Annotated in this window: 20 protein-coding genes, 2 tRNA genes and 1 pseudogene; 8 read left to right on the forward strand and 15 right to left on the reverse strand. The window is 59.2% G+C overall.

What is annotated here, in order from left to right:
* Window positions 1–28 precede the first annotated feature (28 nt).
* Window positions 29–883, forward strand: coding sequence for a formyltetrahydrofolate deformylase (gene purU, locus L1P08_RS08150; protein ID WP_303616537.1), 855 nt, complete (start codon window positions 29–31; stop codon window positions 881–883).
* Window positions 884–934: 51 nt separating this feature from the next.
* On the opposite strand, the gene L1P08_RS08155 is transcribed toward purU, so the two are convergent.
* The 3 genes from L1P08_RS08155 to L1P08_RS08165 all read right to left on the reverse strand — a co-directional run bounded on the left by L1P08_RS08155 (window position 935) and on the right by L1P08_RS08165 (window position 3,379).
* Window positions 935–1,933, reverse strand: a complete 999-nt coding sequence (locus L1P08_RS08155; protein WP_303616538.1) for a FecR domain-containing protein — start codon at window positions 1,931–1,933, stop codon at window positions 935–937.
* 105 nt (window positions 1,934–2,038) lie between these two features.
* Window positions 2,039–2,863, reverse strand: coding sequence for a hypothetical protein (locus L1P08_RS08160; protein WP_303616539.1), 825 nt, complete (start codon window positions 2,861–2,863; stop codon window positions 2,039–2,041).
* Window positions 2,864–2,866: 3 nt separating this feature from the next.
* Window positions 2,867–3,379: a hypothetical protein gene (locus L1P08_RS08165; RefSeq protein ID WP_303616540.1), complete on the reverse strand. Its 513-nt coding sequence runs from the start codon at window positions 3,377–3,379 to the stop codon at window positions 2,867–2,869.
* Between the two features lie 208 nt (window positions 3,380–3,587).
* Here L1P08_RS08165 and L1P08_RS08170 point away from each other — a divergent pair, with 208 nt between their 5' ends.
* Both L1P08_RS08170 and arsB read left to right on the forward strand, forming a co-directional pair.
* On the forward strand, window positions 3,588–3,962 hold the full coding sequence (locus L1P08_RS08170) for an ArsR/SmtB family transcription factor (RefSeq protein WP_303616541.1): 375 nt from the start codon (window positions 3,588–3,590) through the stop codon (window positions 3,960–3,962).
* A gap of 3 nt (window positions 3,963–3,965) precedes the next feature.
* Window positions 3,966–5,018 carry an ACR3 family arsenite efflux transporter gene (gene arsB / locus L1P08_RS08175; protein WP_303616542.1) on the forward strand — a complete coding sequence of 351 codons (1,053 nt, stop codon included), beginning with the start codon at window positions 3,966–3,968 and terminating at the stop codon, window positions 5,016–5,018.
* A gap of 124 nt (window positions 5,019–5,142) precedes the next feature.
* On the opposite strand, the gene L1P08_RS08180 is transcribed toward arsB, so the two are convergent.
* Window positions 5,143–5,218 (reverse strand) — tRNA-Phe (locus L1P08_RS08180).
* A gap of 198 nt (window positions 5,219–5,416) precedes the next feature.
* Here L1P08_RS08180 and L1P08_RS08185 point away from each other — a divergent pair.
* Window positions 5,417–6,184 (forward strand): SDR family NAD(P)-dependent oxidoreductase, encoded by a 768-nt coding sequence (locus tag L1P08_RS08185; RefSeq protein ID WP_303616543.1) that lies wholly within the window; start codon window positions 5,417–5,419, stop codon window positions 6,182–6,184.
* A gap of 75 nt (window positions 6,185–6,259) precedes the next feature.
* On the opposite strand, the gene yacG is transcribed toward L1P08_RS08185, so the two are convergent.
* The 8 genes and pseudogenes from yacG to murA all read right to left on the reverse strand — a co-directional run bounded on the left by yacG (window position 6,260) and on the right by murA (window position 11,556).
* Complete coding sequence (gene yacG / locus L1P08_RS08190; protein WP_303616544.1) at window positions 6,260–6,466, reverse strand: DNA gyrase inhibitor YacG; 207 nt, start codon at window positions 6,464–6,466, stop codon at window positions 6,260–6,262.
* On the reverse strand, window positions 6,459–7,097 hold the full coding sequence (locus L1P08_RS08195) for a Maf-like protein (RefSeq protein ID WP_303616545.1): 639 nt from the start codon (window positions 7,095–7,097) through the stop codon (window positions 6,459–6,461). The genes yacG and L1P08_RS08195 overlap by 8 nt, the downstream gene beginning before the upstream one ends.
* A gap of 55 nt (window positions 7,098–7,152) precedes the next feature.
* A complete protein-coding gene (gene infA, locus L1P08_RS08200) occupies window positions 7,153–7,371 on the reverse strand; it encodes a translation initiation factor IF-1 (RefSeq protein WP_303616546.1) in 219 nt (72 codons plus the stop codon).
* A 109-nt stretch (window positions 7,372–7,480) separates the two neighbouring features.
* Complete coding sequence (locus L1P08_RS08205; protein ID WP_303619520.1) at window positions 7,481–7,891, reverse strand: arsenate reductase/protein-tyrosine-phosphatase family protein; 411 nt, start codon at window positions 7,889–7,891, stop codon at window positions 7,481–7,483.
* A gap of 75 nt (window positions 7,892–7,966) precedes the next feature.
* A pseudogene (locus L1P08_RS08210) lies at window positions 7,967–8,440 on the reverse strand (UPF0262 family protein); the annotation flags it as partial.
* A gap of 9 nt (window positions 8,441–8,449) precedes the next feature.
* Window positions 8,450–9,742 (reverse strand): histidinol dehydrogenase, encoded by a 1,293-nt coding sequence (hisD, locus tag L1P08_RS08215; protein WP_303616547.1) that lies wholly within the window; start codon window positions 9,740–9,742, stop codon window positions 8,450–8,452.
* 4 nt (window positions 9,743–9,746) lie between these two features.
* Window positions 9,747–10,190, reverse strand: a complete 444-nt coding sequence (locus L1P08_RS08220) for a DUF2948 family protein (protein ID WP_303616548.1) — start codon at window positions 10,188–10,190, stop codon at window positions 9,747–9,749.
* 73 nt (window positions 10,191–10,263) lie between these two features.
* Window positions 10,264–11,556, reverse strand: coding sequence for a UDP-N-acetylglucosamine 1-carboxyvinyltransferase (murA, locus tag L1P08_RS08225; RefSeq protein WP_303616549.1), 1,293 nt, complete (start codon window positions 11,554–11,556; stop codon window positions 10,264–10,266).
* A 425-nt stretch (window positions 11,557–11,981) separates the two neighbouring features.
* Between murA and L1P08_RS08230 the strand changes: the two genes are divergently transcribed.
* The 3 genes from L1P08_RS08230 (at window position 11,982) to L1P08_RS08240 (ending at window position 12,750) form a co-directional block, all read left to right on the forward strand.
* A tRNA-Thr gene (locus L1P08_RS08230) sits at window positions 11,982–12,056 on the forward strand.
* Window positions 12,057–12,179: 123 nt separating this feature from the next.
* Window positions 12,180–12,446 (forward strand): hypothetical protein, encoded by a 267-nt coding sequence (locus tag L1P08_RS08235; protein ID WP_303616550.1) that lies wholly within the window; start codon window positions 12,180–12,182, stop codon window positions 12,444–12,446.
* The gene (locus tag L1P08_RS08240) at window positions 12,439–12,750 is read left to right on the forward strand and encodes a hypothetical protein (RefSeq protein ID WP_303616551.1); all 312 of its coding nucleotides are present in this window, start codon (window positions 12,439–12,441) and stop codon (window positions 12,748–12,750) included. Before L1P08_RS08235 ends, L1P08_RS08240 begins: the two co-directional genes overlap by 8 nt.
* 75 nt (window positions 12,751–12,825) lie before the next feature.
* Here L1P08_RS08240 and L1P08_RS08245 read toward each other — a convergent pair whose 3' ends face one another.
* The 3 genes from L1P08_RS08245 to L1P08_RS08255 all read right to left on the reverse strand — a co-directional run bounded on the left by L1P08_RS08245 (window position 12,826) and on the right by L1P08_RS08255 (window position 15,828).
* Entirely contained in the window at window positions 12,826–13,491 is a 666-nt protein-coding gene (locus L1P08_RS08245) for a YiaD family glycine zipper/OmpA-like lipoprotein (protein ID WP_303616552.1), read from the reverse strand.
* Between the two features lie 140 nt (window positions 13,492–13,631).
* Window positions 13,632–14,408, reverse strand: coding sequence for an SDR family NAD(P)-dependent oxidoreductase (locus L1P08_RS08250; protein ID WP_303616553.1), 777 nt, complete (start codon window positions 14,406–14,408; stop codon window positions 13,632–13,634).
* 67 nt (window positions 14,409–14,475) lie between these two features.
* Window positions 14,476–15,828 (reverse strand): mechanosensitive ion channel family protein, encoded by a 1,353-nt coding sequence (locus tag L1P08_RS08255; RefSeq protein ID WP_303616554.1) that lies wholly within the window; start codon window positions 15,826–15,828, stop codon window positions 14,476–14,478.
* Between the two features lie 399 nt (window positions 15,829–16,227).
* Here L1P08_RS08255 and hemA point away from each other — a divergent pair, with 399 nt between their 5' ends.
* A complete protein-coding gene (gene hemA, locus L1P08_RS08260; protein ID WP_303619521.1) occupies window positions 16,228–17,508 on the forward strand; it encodes a 5-aminolevulinate synthase in 1,281 nt (426 codons plus the stop codon).
* Window positions 17,509–17,539 lie beyond the last annotated feature (31 nt).

The following is a 17,539-nucleotide window of genomic DNA, read 5'->3' on the forward strand; positions in this document are numbered from 1 at the left end:
GCCGCATGATTTTCTTCGGGAGCGTTTTATGGCCACACACACTTTTGTTCTGACCCTGTCGTGTGCGGACCGGCCCGGCATTGTGGCTGCGGTGACGACCGAGCTGGCGGCGCTGGGTGCCAATATTGCCGAGAGCAACCAGTTCTGGGACAAACAGACCAATCATTTTTTCATGCGCATCGCCTTTACCACCCCTGAGGAGATGACAAGCGCGGCGCTGGAAAAGGCATTGAAGCCGGTAAGCGACCGGTTTGACATGCGCACACGCATCGTCGATCAGGCACAGAAGCCGAAAATGCTGATCCTTGTTTCAAAATTCGACCATGCCATGCTGCATTTGCTGTACCAGATCCGCGCGGGCTGGCTGCATGCCGAGGTTGTGGGGATTGTCTCCAATCACGAGGACAGCCGCAAGACCGCCGAATATGAAGGCATCCCCTATCACTACTGGCCGGTGACCAAGGACACCAAGGCCGAACAGGAAGCCATGATCATCGAGCTGGCGCGCACAAGCGGCGCCGACCTGGTGGTGCTGGCGCGCTATATGCAGGTGCTATCGGACAATATGTCGAACCTGCTGTTCGGCAAGGTGATCAATATTCATCACTCGTTTCTGCCATCCTTCAAAGGGGCCAAGCCCTATCATCAGGCGCATGAGCGCGGGGTGAAGATTATCGGGGCGACGGCGCATTATGTGACGCCTGATCTGGATGAAGGCCCGATTATCGAGCAGGACACAGCGCGGGTGACCCATGCGATGACTGCCGAGGATTTTGTGGCGCAGGGGCGTGATATTGAAAGCCGTGTGCTGGCCAGCGCGGTGAAAGCGCACCTGGAAGCCCGGGTGATGCTGAACGGGCACAAGACGGTGGTTTTCCGCTAGGACCCGGGCAAAAAGCGCCTGACCCGGACAAAGCCGGGTCAGGGCGGTATGCTACTTGCCGGATTTTCCGGCTGCCTTTTCGCCCTTGTCGACCGCCTGTTCGACTTCCTTTGTTGCTTTTTCCTGGGCCTCCTCCGCCTTTTCAGCAGATTTGCCGGCTTCCATTCCAGCATTCCCGGCTGCCTGTTCGATGGCTTGTCCGGATTTGTCAGCCGCTTTTTCTACGCTCTTTGCGGTGTCCTGGGTCTTGCTGTCGGTCTTTCGGGTTTCTTTAGCCTGCTCCTGGCTGGCCTGGGCGGCCTGCTTTTCCGCGTCCCGGGCTTTTTTCATCGCGGCTTTGGCTGCCTTTTCGGCGGCCTTTTTTTCCTTACCCACCGCCCTGGCGGCGATATCGGCGAGCCGCCGGGCCTCCCTGGCCAGCATTTTTGCGTTGCCGGCCATGGCCTTGGCCGCCAGATCAGCGGGGCGGTGCGCCACGCCATTGGCGGTGACAATCATGGGCAATTCGCCCTTGCCGGCCACAACGAGTTCAGCATCTGCCGCGGCGCTGACCGACTGCCCTTCGGAAACAAGGGTGGTTGAGCGGGTGCGCTCGCTTTTTACCGCTACACGGCCGCGCAGAACGTCCAGCTTGCTGGTGGTTCTGTCCGACCGGACAATGAATTTGGTGCCTTTGACCACCGCCGCCATAAAGGGGGTCCGAACGGCAAAATGCTCGACATTTTGCACCTCAGCCTCGATTTCGACCTGGCCGAAATACTGGGTGACATTGGTGAACTTGCGACCGGTCCGATCGACGATCTGTATCTGGGTGTCGCCGCCCAGTTCGATGGTTTCGCGCCCCCGGCTCAGCTTGACGCGGCCGCCGCGCGTGGTGCGCAGTACCCGGTCATCCGGGACGATGTCGCCACGCTGCAGAACCTGCCATTCGCCCTGCACTAACTGAAATACCCGGCCCCTAAGCCTTTCGGCGGTCCAGTCATCCGCCAGTGCGGTGCCTGGCAGCAACAACAATACCGCAAATACCGATAACGCAATTCGTAAGGCCATTTTTGCCCTCTCTCACTAATAACGGCCGCAATGGCCGCGTGGAATAAGGCATGCAAAAAGCTTAATATTCGTAATTTTAAATATAAAAATGCAGATGATTGGCCTTTATACTAGCTCGAACTCGCTTTCGCTGGCGAAAAGCCGCGTTTCGCCCGCCTCAAGTACAAACCAGCGCTCATCGGCGTTATTGATGACGTAATCGACCTCAAAGCCAACGCCCTTTTCCACGCAGGTGAAGGGCAGGGCCCCCGCCCGCGGCAGGATGCGCAAAGCGGCATTTGCATCGCGCGCCATTACCGTGCCCTCAAACGGTTCGTCAGACAGCGCCAGATCCAGCGTTTCGCGGGTGGAAAAGCTGCCGGGCAGCGCATAGGGCACAAGCTCATCGGCGTATTTGAGCACGTGGTTGCGCTCATAACCGGTGAAAATCCAGTTGCCGTCATCATAGGGGTAGATCATGACCGGGGTGCCATTCATCGGGCCATCCTGAAACTGGCTGCGCCAGCCCTTCATGATGTCGAGGGTGATATCCTGCACATTGTTGATAAAGGTGGTGCGGCGGGCATCCATGCTGGGCTTTGGGGACGCGGTGCGATCATGAAAGATTTCCGGCTTGTCCGGCCCAGGCGCGAACAGCACTTCGGCAACGCGCGTGCGATCAAGCGCGCCATTGGCCTGGGTGGGCACAAACTTGACATTGAAGGGCAGGACACCGGCAATCGCATCCTGCATGAGGATGCGGCAATAGCCGCACCAGGGCGCAACCATGGCGACCACATCCTTATCCCGATCCTGCGGGCCGACGGCAAAGCCAAAACCGTTGGCAAGGCCGGCCATATGATCGCCCTTGAAGATGGTGCACTGATCGAACGACAGGGACGGGGTGGCAAAAGATGCGGCGGCGGTGGCCAAAAAGGTGCGTCTCAACATGGCTTAGTAAAACTCCTCTCGTGCCTCAATGCAGGTAGATTCTGCGCCCTCGATTGTGGCGCGGTCGAGCCGCTGCCCCCGCGCCAGGTCCCAGCGCTCGAAAACGCTTACCGCCCGATCCGGCCCGTATATGTGCAGGACAATGATGGCGTCGTCGCTCGCCTGCTGCTCGGGGCTGAACGAGAGGCGCTGCGCCTCTTCCACTTCCACGAACCGGCTTGAGGAGACAATCGCCATCGGGCCGGCGCCGCCGGGGCAGAAATGGCTTTCGATCAGACCGCCGTTTTCGGTTTTGGTCTTGTTGAGAATCCAGGTGCCGGTATTGGGGTCGCTCTGGATGGAGAAGCTTTCGCTCAGATCATGGGGCTGGCGGAAATAGCCGATCAGATCGGGCGCAACGAACAGGGCCAGACCGCCGATGAGCACCGTGCCACCGAAATCGACGACGGGGGGCACCTGCACATTGAAAAACTTCAGAACCGGGTTCAACACCCCGACCAATCGCCGAATATTCATCCCTGCCGCCAAATGCTTTCGTCAATACAATCGTTTAAGCATTATGTCGGAAATCGCCAATTGTCACCCTGTTGGGCGGCAATTACTGAACATGGCCGCCGGACGGGGTGATGCGGGCCTGGTGGCGCACTTCTGCGCCGGTTTGCATTGCGGGCCTGACACGCAGAATGCCGGTTGCAAATTTCAATATATCTATTATTCTGGATTTATGGAAACTGATAAAGCCATTGCGATGCTGGCTGCGCTCGCCCAACCGACACGGCTGGAGACTTTTCGCTTGCTGGTGAAACACGAGCCGGAGGGGGTGCCCGCTGGCGAACTCGCCCGGATGCTGCATGTGCCGCAAAACACAATGTCGGCGCATCTGGCAAGCCTGTCGCGCGTTGGGCTGATTGAGGGGGAGCGGCAGAGCCGGTCGATCCTTTATCGCGCCCGGCTTGGGGCGTTTCGTGACCTGACCCTGTTTCTGCTCAAGGATTGCTGCGGCGGCAATGCCGAATTATGCGCGCCGCTGATTGCCGAACTTACCCCGTGCTGCACCGGCGCGGCGGGCGCTGAAACGCTTGATGATAGAGCTTTATAAAAAATGTCCGTATTTGAACGCTATCTGACAATCTGGGTTGCACTTTGCATCGCGGCGGGGGTGGCGCTTGGCCATTTCGTGCCCGGGGTATTTCAAGGTCTTGGCGGGCTGGAATATGCGAATGTCAATATTCCGATGGCGGCGCTGATCTGGCTGATGATCATTCCCATGCTGGTGCGGATCGACTTTGCCAGCCTGCGGCATGTGACCGGCCACTGGCGCGGCATCGGGGTGACGCTTTTCATCAACTGGGCCGTCAAACCGTTCTCAATGGCGCTTTTGGGCTGGCTGTTCATCGGCATGCTGTTCCGGCCCTTGCTGCCCGAGACACAGATCGATTCCTATATTGCGGGCCTCATTATTCTTGCGGCGGCCCCCTGCACAGCCATGGTGTTTGTCTGGTCGAACCTGACCAGGGGCGAGCCGCATTTCACCCTGTCCCAGGTCGCGCTGAACGATGCGATCATGATTGTGGCCTTCGCCCCTATTGTGGCGCTGTTGCTTGGGCTTTCCGCCATCACGGTGCCCTGGGCGACGCTGGTTTTGTCGGTTGGGCTCTATATTATCGTGCCGGTGATTGCCGCGCAGGTTTTGCGGCGTTATCTGCTGGCGCGGGGCGGCGTGGCGGCGATGAACAAGGCGCTTGGCGTGTTGCAGCCGGTTTCAATGATTGCGCTTTTGGTGACGCTGGTGATGCTGTTCGGTTTTCAGGGCGAGCAGATCATTGCGCAACCCATGGTGATCGGGCTTTTGGCGGTGCCGATCCTGATCCAGGTCTATTTCAACTCCGGCCTTGCCTATATTCTCAACCGGATGACGGGCGAGCAGCATTGCGTTGCCGGGCCTTCGGCGCTGATCGGGGCTTCGAATTTTTTCGAACTGGCGGTCGCGGCAGCCATCAGCCTTTTCGGCTTCAATTCCGGCGCGGCACTGGCAACCGTTGTGGGGGTGCTGGTGGAAGTGCCGGTGATGCTTTCGGTGGTGTGGATCGTCAATAATACCAAGGACTGGTATGAGCGCGGCGCGGCCTTTAAAGGCCAGAAGGCTGCGGACTGATCAAGTCTCGACGCGCGCCAACTGTGCCCCCTGCCCGCATTCGGGCACGGCCTGGCAGAAGCTGACGCAACCAGAAGGCCTGTGGCGGCGTTGTCGTCTATAGGTGAATGTCTGAAAGAGGAAGTGGTGCCCAGGGGCGGAATCGAACCACCGACACGCGGATTTTCAATCCGCTGCTCTACCGACTGAGCTACCTGGGCGCATTTTTGTGCCCGAGGGGCGCTTAAATGCTCGCGGTTTATAGGGCGTCATTTGCGCCATGTCCAGCACCTTGGCGCACTTTCCTGCGGGGAATTTGAACCGTTACGCGATGACGCAGAAAAACACCGTATCACACCTTGCCGCCAAGCTGTGCTTGCGCGACAATGAAGCTAACATGTTACTTATGAGGATACAAAATGCTTGATGATCTCAAAGGCAAGCGCGCATTGGTTACCGGCTCGTCCACAGGGATCGGCGCGGCGCTGGCGCTGGAACTTGGCCGGCTGGGGGTTGCGGTGGCTGTGCATGGCAACCGCTCCCTTGAGGCTGCGGAGCGGATTGTGACGGAAATCAAGGATAATGGCGGCAAGGCCGTGCTGGTCAGCGGTGATGTCAGTGACCCAAAGGCTGCAGCGCAGATTGTTGCGGACGCGGTCGCGGTCGCGGGGCTCGGCGGGCTTGATATTCTGGTCAATAATGCCGGTGGCATTGTTGAGCGGGTGACCAATGCCGGGTTCGATGACGGTATTTATGATCAGGTCTATGATCTCAATGTGCGCTCGGTGATGAATGTCACCAAGGCCGCCCATCCGCATCTGAAACAGGCCGGTGGCGGCTCGATCATCAATACCGGCTCGATTGCCGGGCGGTTTGGTGGTTTTGGCGGCTCGGTGGTTTATGCCTCAGCCAAGGCGGCGGTGCATTCGATCAGCCGCAATGCGGCGCGGGAATTTGCGCCTGACAATATCCGCGTCAACACGGTGGCGCCAGGGGTTATCGAAACCCCGTTCCACGCCAGCACCCCGAAGGCGACACTGGACGGCGCGAAGGCCAGCATTCCGCTGGGGCGGCTGGGCACGGCTGAGGAATGTGTGGGGGCCTATGTGTTTTTGGCCAGCGACCAGATGAGCGGCTATATCACCGGGCAGATCATTGACGTCAATGGCGGGCAGCTGATGCCTTAGGGCGTTTGTACCCTTGCATGAAATGCTGATCAGGCGGGCACATTGTGTCCGCCTTTTTGCTTGGCGACGCGTGTTCTATTCCACGTCCTCATAGCCGTCATCGCCATCTTCCTCTTCATCATCCCGCGCCGGGATGACATAGGCGCCGGTCAGCCAGCGGTTGAGGTCGATATCGGCACAGCGGCCCGAGCAGAACGGATGGAAGGACTGCACCGAGGGCTGGTCGCAGATCGGGCACGGGCGCACCGGGCGCAGATGGACAATCTTGTTATCGTCAGACACCGGAGAGACTCGCCTGGTTCAACCAGTTGAAATGCACCGGGTAACCCTCTCCCGACAAAAGCGCCACGGTGTCATATAGCGGCAGGCCCATGACGGCGTGATAGGAGCCGGAAAGCTTGACGACAAAACAGCCCGCAATGCCCTGAATGGCATAACCGCCCGCCTTGCCGCGCCATTCGGCACTGGCGAGATAGGATTCGATCTCGCGCGGGGACAAGCGCTTGAAACGCAGCCGGGTTTCCACCAGCCGCAGCCGGGACTGGCCCGAGGTGTTCAAAAGGCAAAGGCCGGTATAAACCCGATGCGCACGCCCGGAGAGCAAGCGCAAGCACTGCGAGGCTTCTTCCATGGTTTCGGCCTTGGGCAGAATGCGCCGCCCCACGGAGACGACCGTATCGGCGGCGAGCACCACAGCGTTATCGGCAAAGCCCGCCAGTTCGGCCTTGCGCCGTGCAGCGATGGCCTTGGTCTCGGCCAGACGCATGGCCAGCTTGCGCGGCAATTCACCCTTTTCCGGCGTCTCGTCTATGTCAGCCGGCAGCAAGCGTTCCGGCTCAATACCAATCTGGTTGAGCAGGGCAAGCCGGCGTGGTGACGATGACGCAAGGATCAGTTCCGGGCGGCTGGCCATTTCAAACTCCGGGCGGGGATGTGCGTTTGTTCAACAAGAACGCAACAGCTTACGCTTACTTGAAGCGATAGGTGATGCGCCCCTTGGTCAGATCATAGGGGGTCATTTCGACCAGAACCTTGTCACCTGCCAGAACGCGAATGCGATTCTTGCGCATCCGGCCAGCAGTGTGGGCGATAATCTCGTGTTCATTCTCGAGTTTGACGCGGAATGTTGCGTTGGGCAGCAATTCCATGATGACGCCCGGAAACTCGAGCACTTCTTCTTTAGCCATTATTTCTCCTGAAGCAGCCAACCGCCGTGACACTCATCCCGCGCGGAAAACCCAGTTTTTCGCACGAAATTGACCAGCAGGGCCAAATTGGCGCGAAACCTATAGGAATTTAGCTGATTTGTGAACCACCTGCGAGAAGTGCCGCAATCCGGTCCCTTATGCGCTTGTCGAGCGCTTCCCGCAAGGCTCGGTATGCATCAAGTTTAACCTGACGGCTACCCTCAACGAGGGTTGGGTCATCCATGGGCCAGTGTTCGATGGCCGCAACCTCGAGATTACGCCCGGCCACGGCCTGTTTTGCGTCATCTGACAGGGTGACAACCAGATCGAAACGGGTGGCCACCAGCTCATCCATGGTGTGGGGGGTGTGCACCGACATGTCGATGCCGATTTCTTCCATGATTTCATGCACGAAACCATCGGCCTTGCCCGAATCGACACCGGCGGAGCGGGCGATCAACCGGCCGGGGAAATCGCGCCGGGCCAAAGCCGCAGCGATTGGCGAGCGGACCGAATTCATCGAGCAAACGAACAGAATGGTGGGCAGGCCGCTTTCAGCTTCGTCAATGCGGGCGGCATAGGGCTGAACCGCACAAATCAGGGTGAACAGCCGCCGGGCGGTGGCGTGATCCATCTCGAGCTTGTTCTTGAGCCTTGTGCGCAGCAGTTCGGCAGCCTCGTCATGCATGCCGCGCCGGCCCATGTCCACGGCCTCGATCTGATAGGGCTGCGCGCTTTTAATCGCCTCGTAATAGCTGTCGCGGATGCGGAAATAATCGCGGATCAGGCCGCGAAACGGGGTCAGCGACAAATAATGCGCGGCAATCGGCTTGAAGCTTTCCGGATCGCGCACATCGAGCAGGATGTAATTGCCGACAATGGACAAATGCAGCGCATAAGGCCCTCTGGCGGCGACGCGGGCGGGGTAGAATGTGTTTTCCTCGATCAGATCATAAATGGCGACCCGCCATTCATGCACTTCATCGGGATCGATCGAGGTAATTGTCGAGGGGTCGAGCGTGACCGTGACGATGTGGTCGGTTTCACTATCGAACGGCCGCGCCCCCATTAACGCGACCTACCGGTTGAGCCGAATCGACACCGAACGCCCGTGGGCAGACAGGTCTTCTGTCTCCGCCAGCGTGACGGTGGCATCGGCGAGTTCGGCCAGAGCCGAGGGCCCGCATCCCAGAATTGAGGTGCGCTTGACGAAATCGAGCACCCCAAGGCCAGAGGCATAGCGGGCGGCGCGGGCGGTGGGCAGGACGTGGTTGGAACCGCCGACATAATCGCCAATCGCTTCGGGCGTGTGGTGGCCAAGGAAAATGGCCCCGGCATTGCGGACTTTTTCGATATATTGACGCGGTTCATCAAGCGCCAGTTCGAGATGTTCGGGGGCCATGCGATTGGACAGGGCGAAGGCCTGATCGAGCGATTCCACAATAATGATCGCGCCGAACTCGTTCCAGCCTTCGCGGGTCAACTCAGCGCGCGGCAAGCTGGCCAGCTGGCGCTCGACCTCAGCTTCGATGGCGTCGGCCAGCGCCGCATCGGTGGTCATGGCAATGGATTGCGCGCCTGCGCCATGTTCGGCCTGAGCCAAAAGATCGGCAGCAACCCAGGCCGGGTTGGCAGAACTATCGGCAATCACCAGCACCTCGGAGGGGCCGGCGATCATATCGATGCCGACCGTGCCGAAAACCTGCCGTTTGGCGGCTGCGACATAGGCATTACCCGGCCCTGTGATTTTGGCGACCGGGGCAATTGTTTCGGTGCCAAAGGCAAGCGCTGCAACAGCCTGGGCCCCGCCAACCCGGTAAATCTCGGTGACCCCGGCAATCTTTGCGGCGGCCAGCACGGCTGGATTGACCTCACCCTTTGGGGTGGGCACGACCATGGCGATCCGCTCGGCACCGGCGACCTTGGCCGGTACGGCGTTCATAAGCACCGAGGAGGGGTAGGAAGCCAGACCGCCGGGCACATAGATGCCCACGGCCTCAACCGCCGTCCAGCGGGTGCCAAGGGTCACGCCGAGCGCATCCTCATAAATGTGATCTTCTGGCTTTTGCTTTTCGTGATGGGCCGTGATGCGGGCATGGGCTGTCTCAAGCGCTGCATAAACTTCCGGCGCGGTTGCTTTGGCCGCCGCCTCGATTTCCGCATCGGTGAACCGGATTGTATCCGCGGTCAGGGTCAGCCCGTCATGCTTTGCCGTCAGCTCGATCAGGGCGGCATCGCCCCGGGCCCGCACATCGGCGATAATGGCCGAAACGGTATCCCCCACCTCGACAGAGACCTCGCGCTTGGTGCCCAGCAGGGCGTCAAAGGCGGCGTCGAAACCGGGTTCGGAGCTATCGAGGCGGATGGGCATGTATCTAGTTCTTTTCGTCTTCGAGTTCGTGCGCCGGACGCGCCTTGGCCGCCCATGCGGCACCCAGATCGCGCATGCGCGCTTCAAGACATTCCACATTCAGCTTCACAGTACCACCACCTGCGAAAGACAAAACCACTTCGCCATTGGGCATGTCGCCGGGTGTGAAGGTGATGGAGAGCAGTTCGAGAACGCCTTCGCGGGCATTCATGTCGATGCCGGCGACCTTGCTGTCCTCGACATAATCGAAATGGAGGGCCGTGCGCTTGCGCTGACCCTTGGTGCGATCACTGCCCTCTTCCCAGGCAAAGCGGTTCATCATCAGGGCGAAACGCTTGTCGGCCTTGGCAAACGCCATATCCTCGACGCGCACAACCGCGTCCTGAACATAGGTCGAGATGACCTCAAGGTCCTCGCTATCCAGTGCCAGCAGCTTGAGATCGGGCATGTTACTCATCCTTGCAAAACTTTATTAGCAGTGCCGCATATCTGGTCACTCGGCGGCGGGATTGCAACCGGGGTTAGCCCGGCACCCGCTCGATTTCAGCGCCACAGCGGCGCAGCTTCTCTTCCAGCCGCTCAAAACCACGGTCGAGATGATAGATGCGGTTGACCATGGTTTCGCCCGTGGCGGCAAGGCCGGCGATGACGAGAGACACCGAGGCGCGCAAATCCGTGGCCATGACCTGGGCCCCGCGCAATTCGGGCACGCCGGTGACGGTTGCCACCTGCCCCTCGACGCGAATATCGGCACCAAACCGGGCCAGCTCGGCCACATGCATGAAGCGGTTTTCAAAAATCGTCTCGCGGATATTGGCGACCCCGGTGGAGCGGGTCATCAGCGCCATATATTGCGCCTGCAAATCGGTGGGGAAGCCGGGGAACGGATCGATATCCACATCGACCGCCTGCAACCCGTTGCCATTGCGCTGCACGCGAATGCCGCCCTCTTCCTGCGCGATATCCACACCAGCCTGGCCCAGAATATCGAGCGCGGACTGCAAATGTTCGACGCGCCCGCCCCTCAGCAGCACATTGCCGCCTGCCATGGCGCTGGCCATGGCGAAAGTGCCGGTTTCGATGCGGTCGGGGATGACATCAACAGTTGCACCATGCAGCCTGTCGACGCCTTCAATGGTCAGGGTGCGGGTGCCGATGCCGGTGATTTTTGCACCCATCGCAACGAGACATTCAGCGACATTGGTGATTTCGGGTTCCATGGCCGCGTTTTCGATCACCGTGGTGCCGCGCGCCAGAGTGGCGGCCATCATGATGGTGTGGGTTGCGCCCACCGAGACCTTGGGCAGGTTGACGGTGCCGCCGATCAGGCCACCCTTGGGGGCGCGGGCAACAACATAGCCCTCATCAATATCAATTTCGGCACCGAGCTGTTTCAGACCCGAAATGAAGAAGTCCACCGGCCGTGTGCCAATGGCGCAACCGCCGGGCAGCGAGACGCGCGCCTCGTGCTCACGGGCCAGCAAGGGACCGATGACCCAGAAACTGGCGCGCATGGTGGAGACCAGTTCATAAGGGGCGCAGGTATCGACAATGGTCTGGGCAGTGAAGGTCATCTGCTGGCCGGCTTCATCATCATCGGTGAGACGGCGGCCATGCACGGCGATATCAACGCCATGATTTTCCAGAATACGCTCAAGCTGTTTGACATCGGCCAGACGCGGCACATTGTTGAGCACCAGCGGTTCGTCGGTCAGAAGCGAGGCAATCATCAGCGGCAGGGCCGCGTTCTTGGCGCCGGAAATCGGGATTTCACCGTTCAGTTCATTACCGCCGACGATTCGAATACGATCCATAATCAAATTCCCTTTTTGCCGGGGCAATGCCGGCGACGGCAAAAAACCGCCCATTGAACCGCGCGTTCCTATCGCAAGCGCGCTTGAGCTTCAAGCAAAGCGTTCTCTCTGCCCGGTTCAGGCCGAGCCTGTGTCCGGTTCCGTTTTTGGCTGGGTCGCGCCCGTGTCAGGGGTTTTGCTCTCCCCATTGGCGGCACGCGCCCTAGATTGAGCTTTGCGTCGGAGAAGATTCTCTTTCAGCTTTTGGGCCAATTTTTGTTCGCGTCTGGCGGCTGCGGTTGTTTTGCTCATGGTCGTTACAAACGGCTTTATTTACTCCAAGCGATAAGTGCCAGCTTTTTGGCCTTGCGTCGACCCAAAGCCTATGGCAGTAACGGCGCGGTTTTGACGCTCAGACGGTTTACCGTTTATCCCACACGTCGAATGCTGCTGTAGCTCAGGGGTAGAGCACTCCCTTGGTAAGGGAGAGGCCGAGAGTTCGAATCTCTCCAGCAGCACCAGTTTTCCGCTGGTTTTACCCCCGCTCTCCTTGCTCTTTTGGAACTTCCGCCCGTCTGCCGCGTTGATTTGGCATGACGTTGTTCTGCCTTCGGGCAGGTTTTTGAAGGCGGAAGGAGATTATTATGGTTGGCCAGAAGATCGACAATATCGCTGGAGGTGGCAGTTATACGCCGCAGCAGATCGCCAATAGCACCTTGCTGACGCATCAGGAAAAAATTGCGCTGTTGCAGGAACTCAAGGCCAAGGTGACCGGCAAGCAGGCCAATAGCGAGAATCTGGGCTTCTCGCCGGAAGAAATTGATCAGGCAATTGCCGAGGTCAAAAAGCATGCCCAGGATGATGGCATTACCGATGTCGATATCTCCATCGGGAGGCAGAGCAATGCCTGAACTCAACAAAGATGCACCAGTGGGCGCGCGCCCTGCCGATGACAACCGGGATGTTATGCCGAAGGCGCCGGAAGAAGATGTGGCAACGGATGCCGTTGTGGACGAGACCGGAGCGCGGCTGGACGTGCCGAATGAGAAAACTGTTACCCAGGCCCATTATGGCGAACCGACCATTGGGGCGACCGGGCCGACCAATTGGTGGCGGATCGGGCTTGTGGTGATGGCCCTGCTGATATTGGGCATCATTTTGATGCAATGGCTTGGCGGTGGCACGGTTGCGCCCACGGGCGTGGAAGCGCAGTAAGCCCGAATAGTCTATCGGACATTAAAAAAGGCGCGGTCGATGACCGCGCCTTTATTAATTTGATATGCGTTCAGATCAGCCGCGCAGCGGGGTGATCTGGATTTCGACGCGACGGTTCTGGGCCCGGCCGCTTTCGGTCGCATTCGAGGCGATCGGCTGGCTTTCACCCCGGCCATCGATATAGAAGCGGCGCGGATCGACACCATTGGCCGAAATGACATTGGAAACCGCCAGGGCGCGGGCGCGGGACAATTCGAGATTGTGCGCTTCCGAGCCGGTTGAATCGGTGTGGCCATAAACATCAACAACGGTCTTGTTGAACTTTTGCAGGACCAGCGCCACCGAAGTGAGGGTCGAGCGGAATTCGGGCCGCACGGCCGACTGATCGACATCGAAGGTGATGTTGGAGGGCATGTTGAGGATGATATTGTCGCCAACGCGGGTGACCGACACGCCGGTGCCCTGCAGCTGGGCGCGCAATTCAGCTTCCTGCTGATCCATGTAATTGCCGATAGCGCCGCCGGCCAGTGCACCAACGCCTGCGCCAATCAGGGCACCAACGCGGGCATCGCCGCCGGTCGCACCACCGATCAAGGCACCAGCAATGGCACCGCCACCGCCGCCGATCAGCGCGCCGCCGGCTGTGTTGGAAAGTTTGCTCTGCCCGGTATACGGGTCAGTTGTCGTGCAGGCGCCAAGCGCCAGAACCGCAAAGCCTGCGGCCAAAACCTGAATTTTCATGGAAATCAATCCCCTTTAAGCTCTCCTGCGCGGCATAGGCCGAGATTGCGGCAGGATCGTGTTTGAGTGGCCTTTGGCGAACCTATCACTCCGGCGCGTATTGGGAAATACGCTGGTGACCGGAAGGGCAAAAACCGCGATCAGCCATGGGCCCAGCCGCCATCGACGATAAAATCCTGTGCCGAAATCATCCGGCTGTCATCGGCGGCGAGAAACAGGGCCATGCGCGCCACGTCCTCAGGCAATACCCTGCCCTTTAACGCCTGGGTTTCATCGATCAGGCGGTTCTCCTTGTCGCCGATCCAGTGGGTCAATTGCCGTTCGGTCATGACAAAGCCGGGTACCAGCGTGTTGAGACGGATGCCATGGGGGCCAAGATCGCGCGCCAGCGAGCGTGACAGGCCATGCATGGCCGCCTTGGAGGTGGTGTAGGCGGGCATATTACCCGACAGGATCATCCAGCTGATCGAACCGAAATTGATGATTGAGCCCTTGCCGGCGGCAATCATGCCGGGGGTGACGGCCTGAATGGCGAAGACCGCATGTTTGAGATTGACCGCGACGCGCTGATCCCAGTCGGCCTCGGTCAGGTCTTCAAGCGCGTGGCGCTCGTCATGGGCGGCATTGTTGACCAGCGCCAGCGCGTCGCCATGGGTTTTTGCAAAGCCGGCAATGGCACGCTGATAGGCGGGGATATCGGTGATATCGCAATGGGTGAATTTGACGGTTGCGCCGGCGCTGTTCAATTCATCAGCCAGTGCCTCGCCCGGCTTGCCGGCAATATCGACAAAACCGACCTTTGCCCCCTGCCCGGCGAAATGGCGCACCAGATCGGCCCCAATGCCCGAGGCCCCGCCCGAGATGACCACGGGCATGCCTTCAAGGCTTGGGTAGCGCGCAAACTGATCTTTGGTCATCGCGTTTCTCCTCCGGCGCGAGCATATCACCCGATGCTAACGTTGTGCGACGTGGCCGGGCAAGCGCCTAGTCGGCAAGCGGTTCTTTTTGCGCCGGTTTTTCCGGTTGCATGATGATTTCGCGATGCGGATAGGGGATGGCGATATCATGCGCCTTGAACGTGTCCCAGAGCGCGAGGAACACATCGCCGCGCACATTGGTGATGCCCTGGGTCGGATCGGCGATGAAAAAGCGCAAGACAAAATCAATCGAGGAATCGCCAAAGGCGATAACGTGGCACGCGACCTGGTAATCCCCGTCTCTGGTGACCACGCGGGGGTGGGATGCAGCAGCTTCCGCTGCGATGCGGCGCACCAGACGCGGGTCGCTGTCATAGCTGACACCGAACTTGATCTCGATGCGGACATAAGGGTCGTTGAAGGACCAGTTCTGCACCTGCTGGGTGATCAGATCTTCATTGGGAATGAGGATTTCGCGGCCATCGCGCATGGAGACCGAGACATAGCGGGCATTGAGCGAGGTGATCCAGCCGAAAGTTTCGCCCACCGTGATGACATCGCCGGGCTTGATGGATTTATCGAGCAGGAGAATGATGCCGGAGACAAGGTTGGACACCACTTTTTGCAAGCCGAAGCCGAGGCCAACGCCAATGGCACCGGAAATCAGCGTCAGGGCGGTGAAATCTATGCCCACCGCGTAAAGGCCGATCATCACCGCAATGATGATCAGGCTGAAGCGGGCCATCTTGCCGATCAGCACCTTGATGGTGGGGGTGAAATCCTCCATGGCGCTTAGCTGCCGGTCGACAAGGCGGGAGAGCACGGAGGCGGCCCAGACCAGCAGCGACAAGATCACAACACCCTGAATGAGGGTGAGCAGGGAGAGGTGGAATTCGTTGAGGTCAATCGCCAGCGAATCGAGCAGGGTCATGGCCTCGGGCAGAATGCCGAGCAGGCTGAGGGTGACAAGCACCCAGCCACCGACCTCCACCATGCGCGCCAGTGTGCGGTTTTGAATGATCCGCGAGGAGATGGATATCGTCACCCATGCGGTGACCAGTGTTGCCATGAGGGTGAGAAAATAGGAACGGCTGCCCCAGGTGGCAGCGCGCATGGCGAGGACCGCAAACCAGAGGAAAAGCGCGAAATAGATCACCGTCAGCCGGCGCAGGATGACCGCTGAGGTGCGCAAGAGTTTCGGGCCGAGTTTGGCGGCGCGAATCCGTTCTTCCAGACGGGGCGTTGTGACCCGGCCGGCGACAAATGCCAGCGCGAAGGCCAGCACCAGAATGGCCATCTGGATAATTGTCCAGCTGATGCGGAAGGAATCGAGGGGCAAACCGATAGACAACAGCAGGGCGACAAGAAAATCAGGCCAGCGCGTGACCCAGTTCCACAAGAGACCGAATTGTTGTTCCATTCGTCTGCCTCCCCCGCACGGTAAGCCATTCAACACCAATTTGCGGCCCATTACCAATGCGTTGATGATGGGCGGCGAGGTGTTGTGCCCTTCGTGTGTGCGCCACAGATGACCGCATGAAGACGCCGGGCGCTAACGAAACTGTGACCGCCAATGTATGAAATGTCGCGCCATTCCAGTCAGAAACGGATGGCATCTCGGTTATTCAGGGGTTAGAACCGTTCCAGAGACTGCGACCATAGTGCACTGGCAGCAACGGCTTAGAGGCACTAGAGTCGTCATCGACTCAGGTTGAATGCCAGCGAAAAGCTGACCGGGCATTTGATCTATGTCAGTGCCGCTATTGCGCTGATCGTGTTGAAAGGCATGAATTGGTGCCGGATCAAGGAAACACGGAATATGGATTACCGCGGAATATTCGAAGAGGCGGTGGACGCCTTGCGGCAGGAAAAACGTTACCGGGTTTTTGCCGATCTGGAGCGGATTGCGGGCAGTTTTCCGCGCGCAATATTCCGGGACAGTGCCGATAACGCACGCGAAATCAATATCTGGTGCTCTAACGATTATCTGGGCATGGGGCAAAGCGAACGCGTGGTGAAAGCCATGCAGGAAACTGCGGGCAAGCTGGGCGCAGGCGCAGGCGGCACACGCAATATTTCGGGCACCAACCGCCCGCTGGTTGAGCTGGAGCGCTCGCTGGCCGATCTGCACCGCAAGGAATCGGCGCTGGTGTTCACCTCGGGCTTTGTGTCCAATGAAGCGGCGATTTCGACCATTGCGCGGCTATTGCCCGATTGCGTCATTCTCTCTGACCAGCTCAACCATGCCTCGATGATTGCCGGGGTGCGGCTTTCGGGTATGCAGAAGCAGATTTTCCGGCACAATGATGTGGCCCATTTGCGTGAATTGCTGTCTGCTATCCCGCGGCAGCGGCCAAAGCTGATCTGCTTTGAATCGGTTTATTCGATGGATGGCGACATTGCCCCGATCGAGGCGATTGCCGACCTGGCCGAGGAATTCGGCGCGCTTACCTATATTGATGAAGTGCATGCGGTGGGGCTTTACGGCCCACGCGGGGGCGGGATTTGCGACCGTGACAACCTGATGGACCGGATGGACATTATCGAGGGGACGCTGGCCAAGGGCTTTGGCGTTATGGGTGGCTATATTGCGGCCAATCAATCGATTGTCGATGCGGTGCGTTCCTATGCGCCGGAATTCATTTTCACCACTGCCCTGCCCCCTGCGCTTTGCGCGGCGGCCCGCACCTCGATTGAGCATTTGAAAAGCTCGCAGGTTGAACGCGACATGCACCGGCGTCAGGCGCAGCGGACCAAGGATGTACTTTCGGCAGCCGGGCTGCCGGTCATGCATACCGACACCCATATCGTGCCGCTGATTGTGGGCGATGCGCGGCTATGCAAGGCGGCCAGCGACATGCTGCTGGAAAAGCACAATATCTATATCCAGCCGATCAATTACCCGACCGTGCCCAAGGGCACCGAACGCCTGCGCATCACGCCGACGCCACTGCATACCGACGAAATGATCGACGAACTTGCGGAAGCTCTTTTGAATGTGTGGACGGCGCTCGATATGCCGCGCGACATCGACATGTCGCAGCTGACGGCGAAAAAGCTGAATTCCGGCGACCTGACCCTGCCCACCATCGGAGGCTGACCAGCCCCTGATGATGGATTGCGGGCGGTTT

Source organism: Mariluticola halotolerans, from assembly GCF_021611515.1.
Lineage (GTDB): Bacteria > Pseudomonadota > Alphaproteobacteria > Rhizobiales > Devosiaceae > Mariluticola > Mariluticola halotolerans.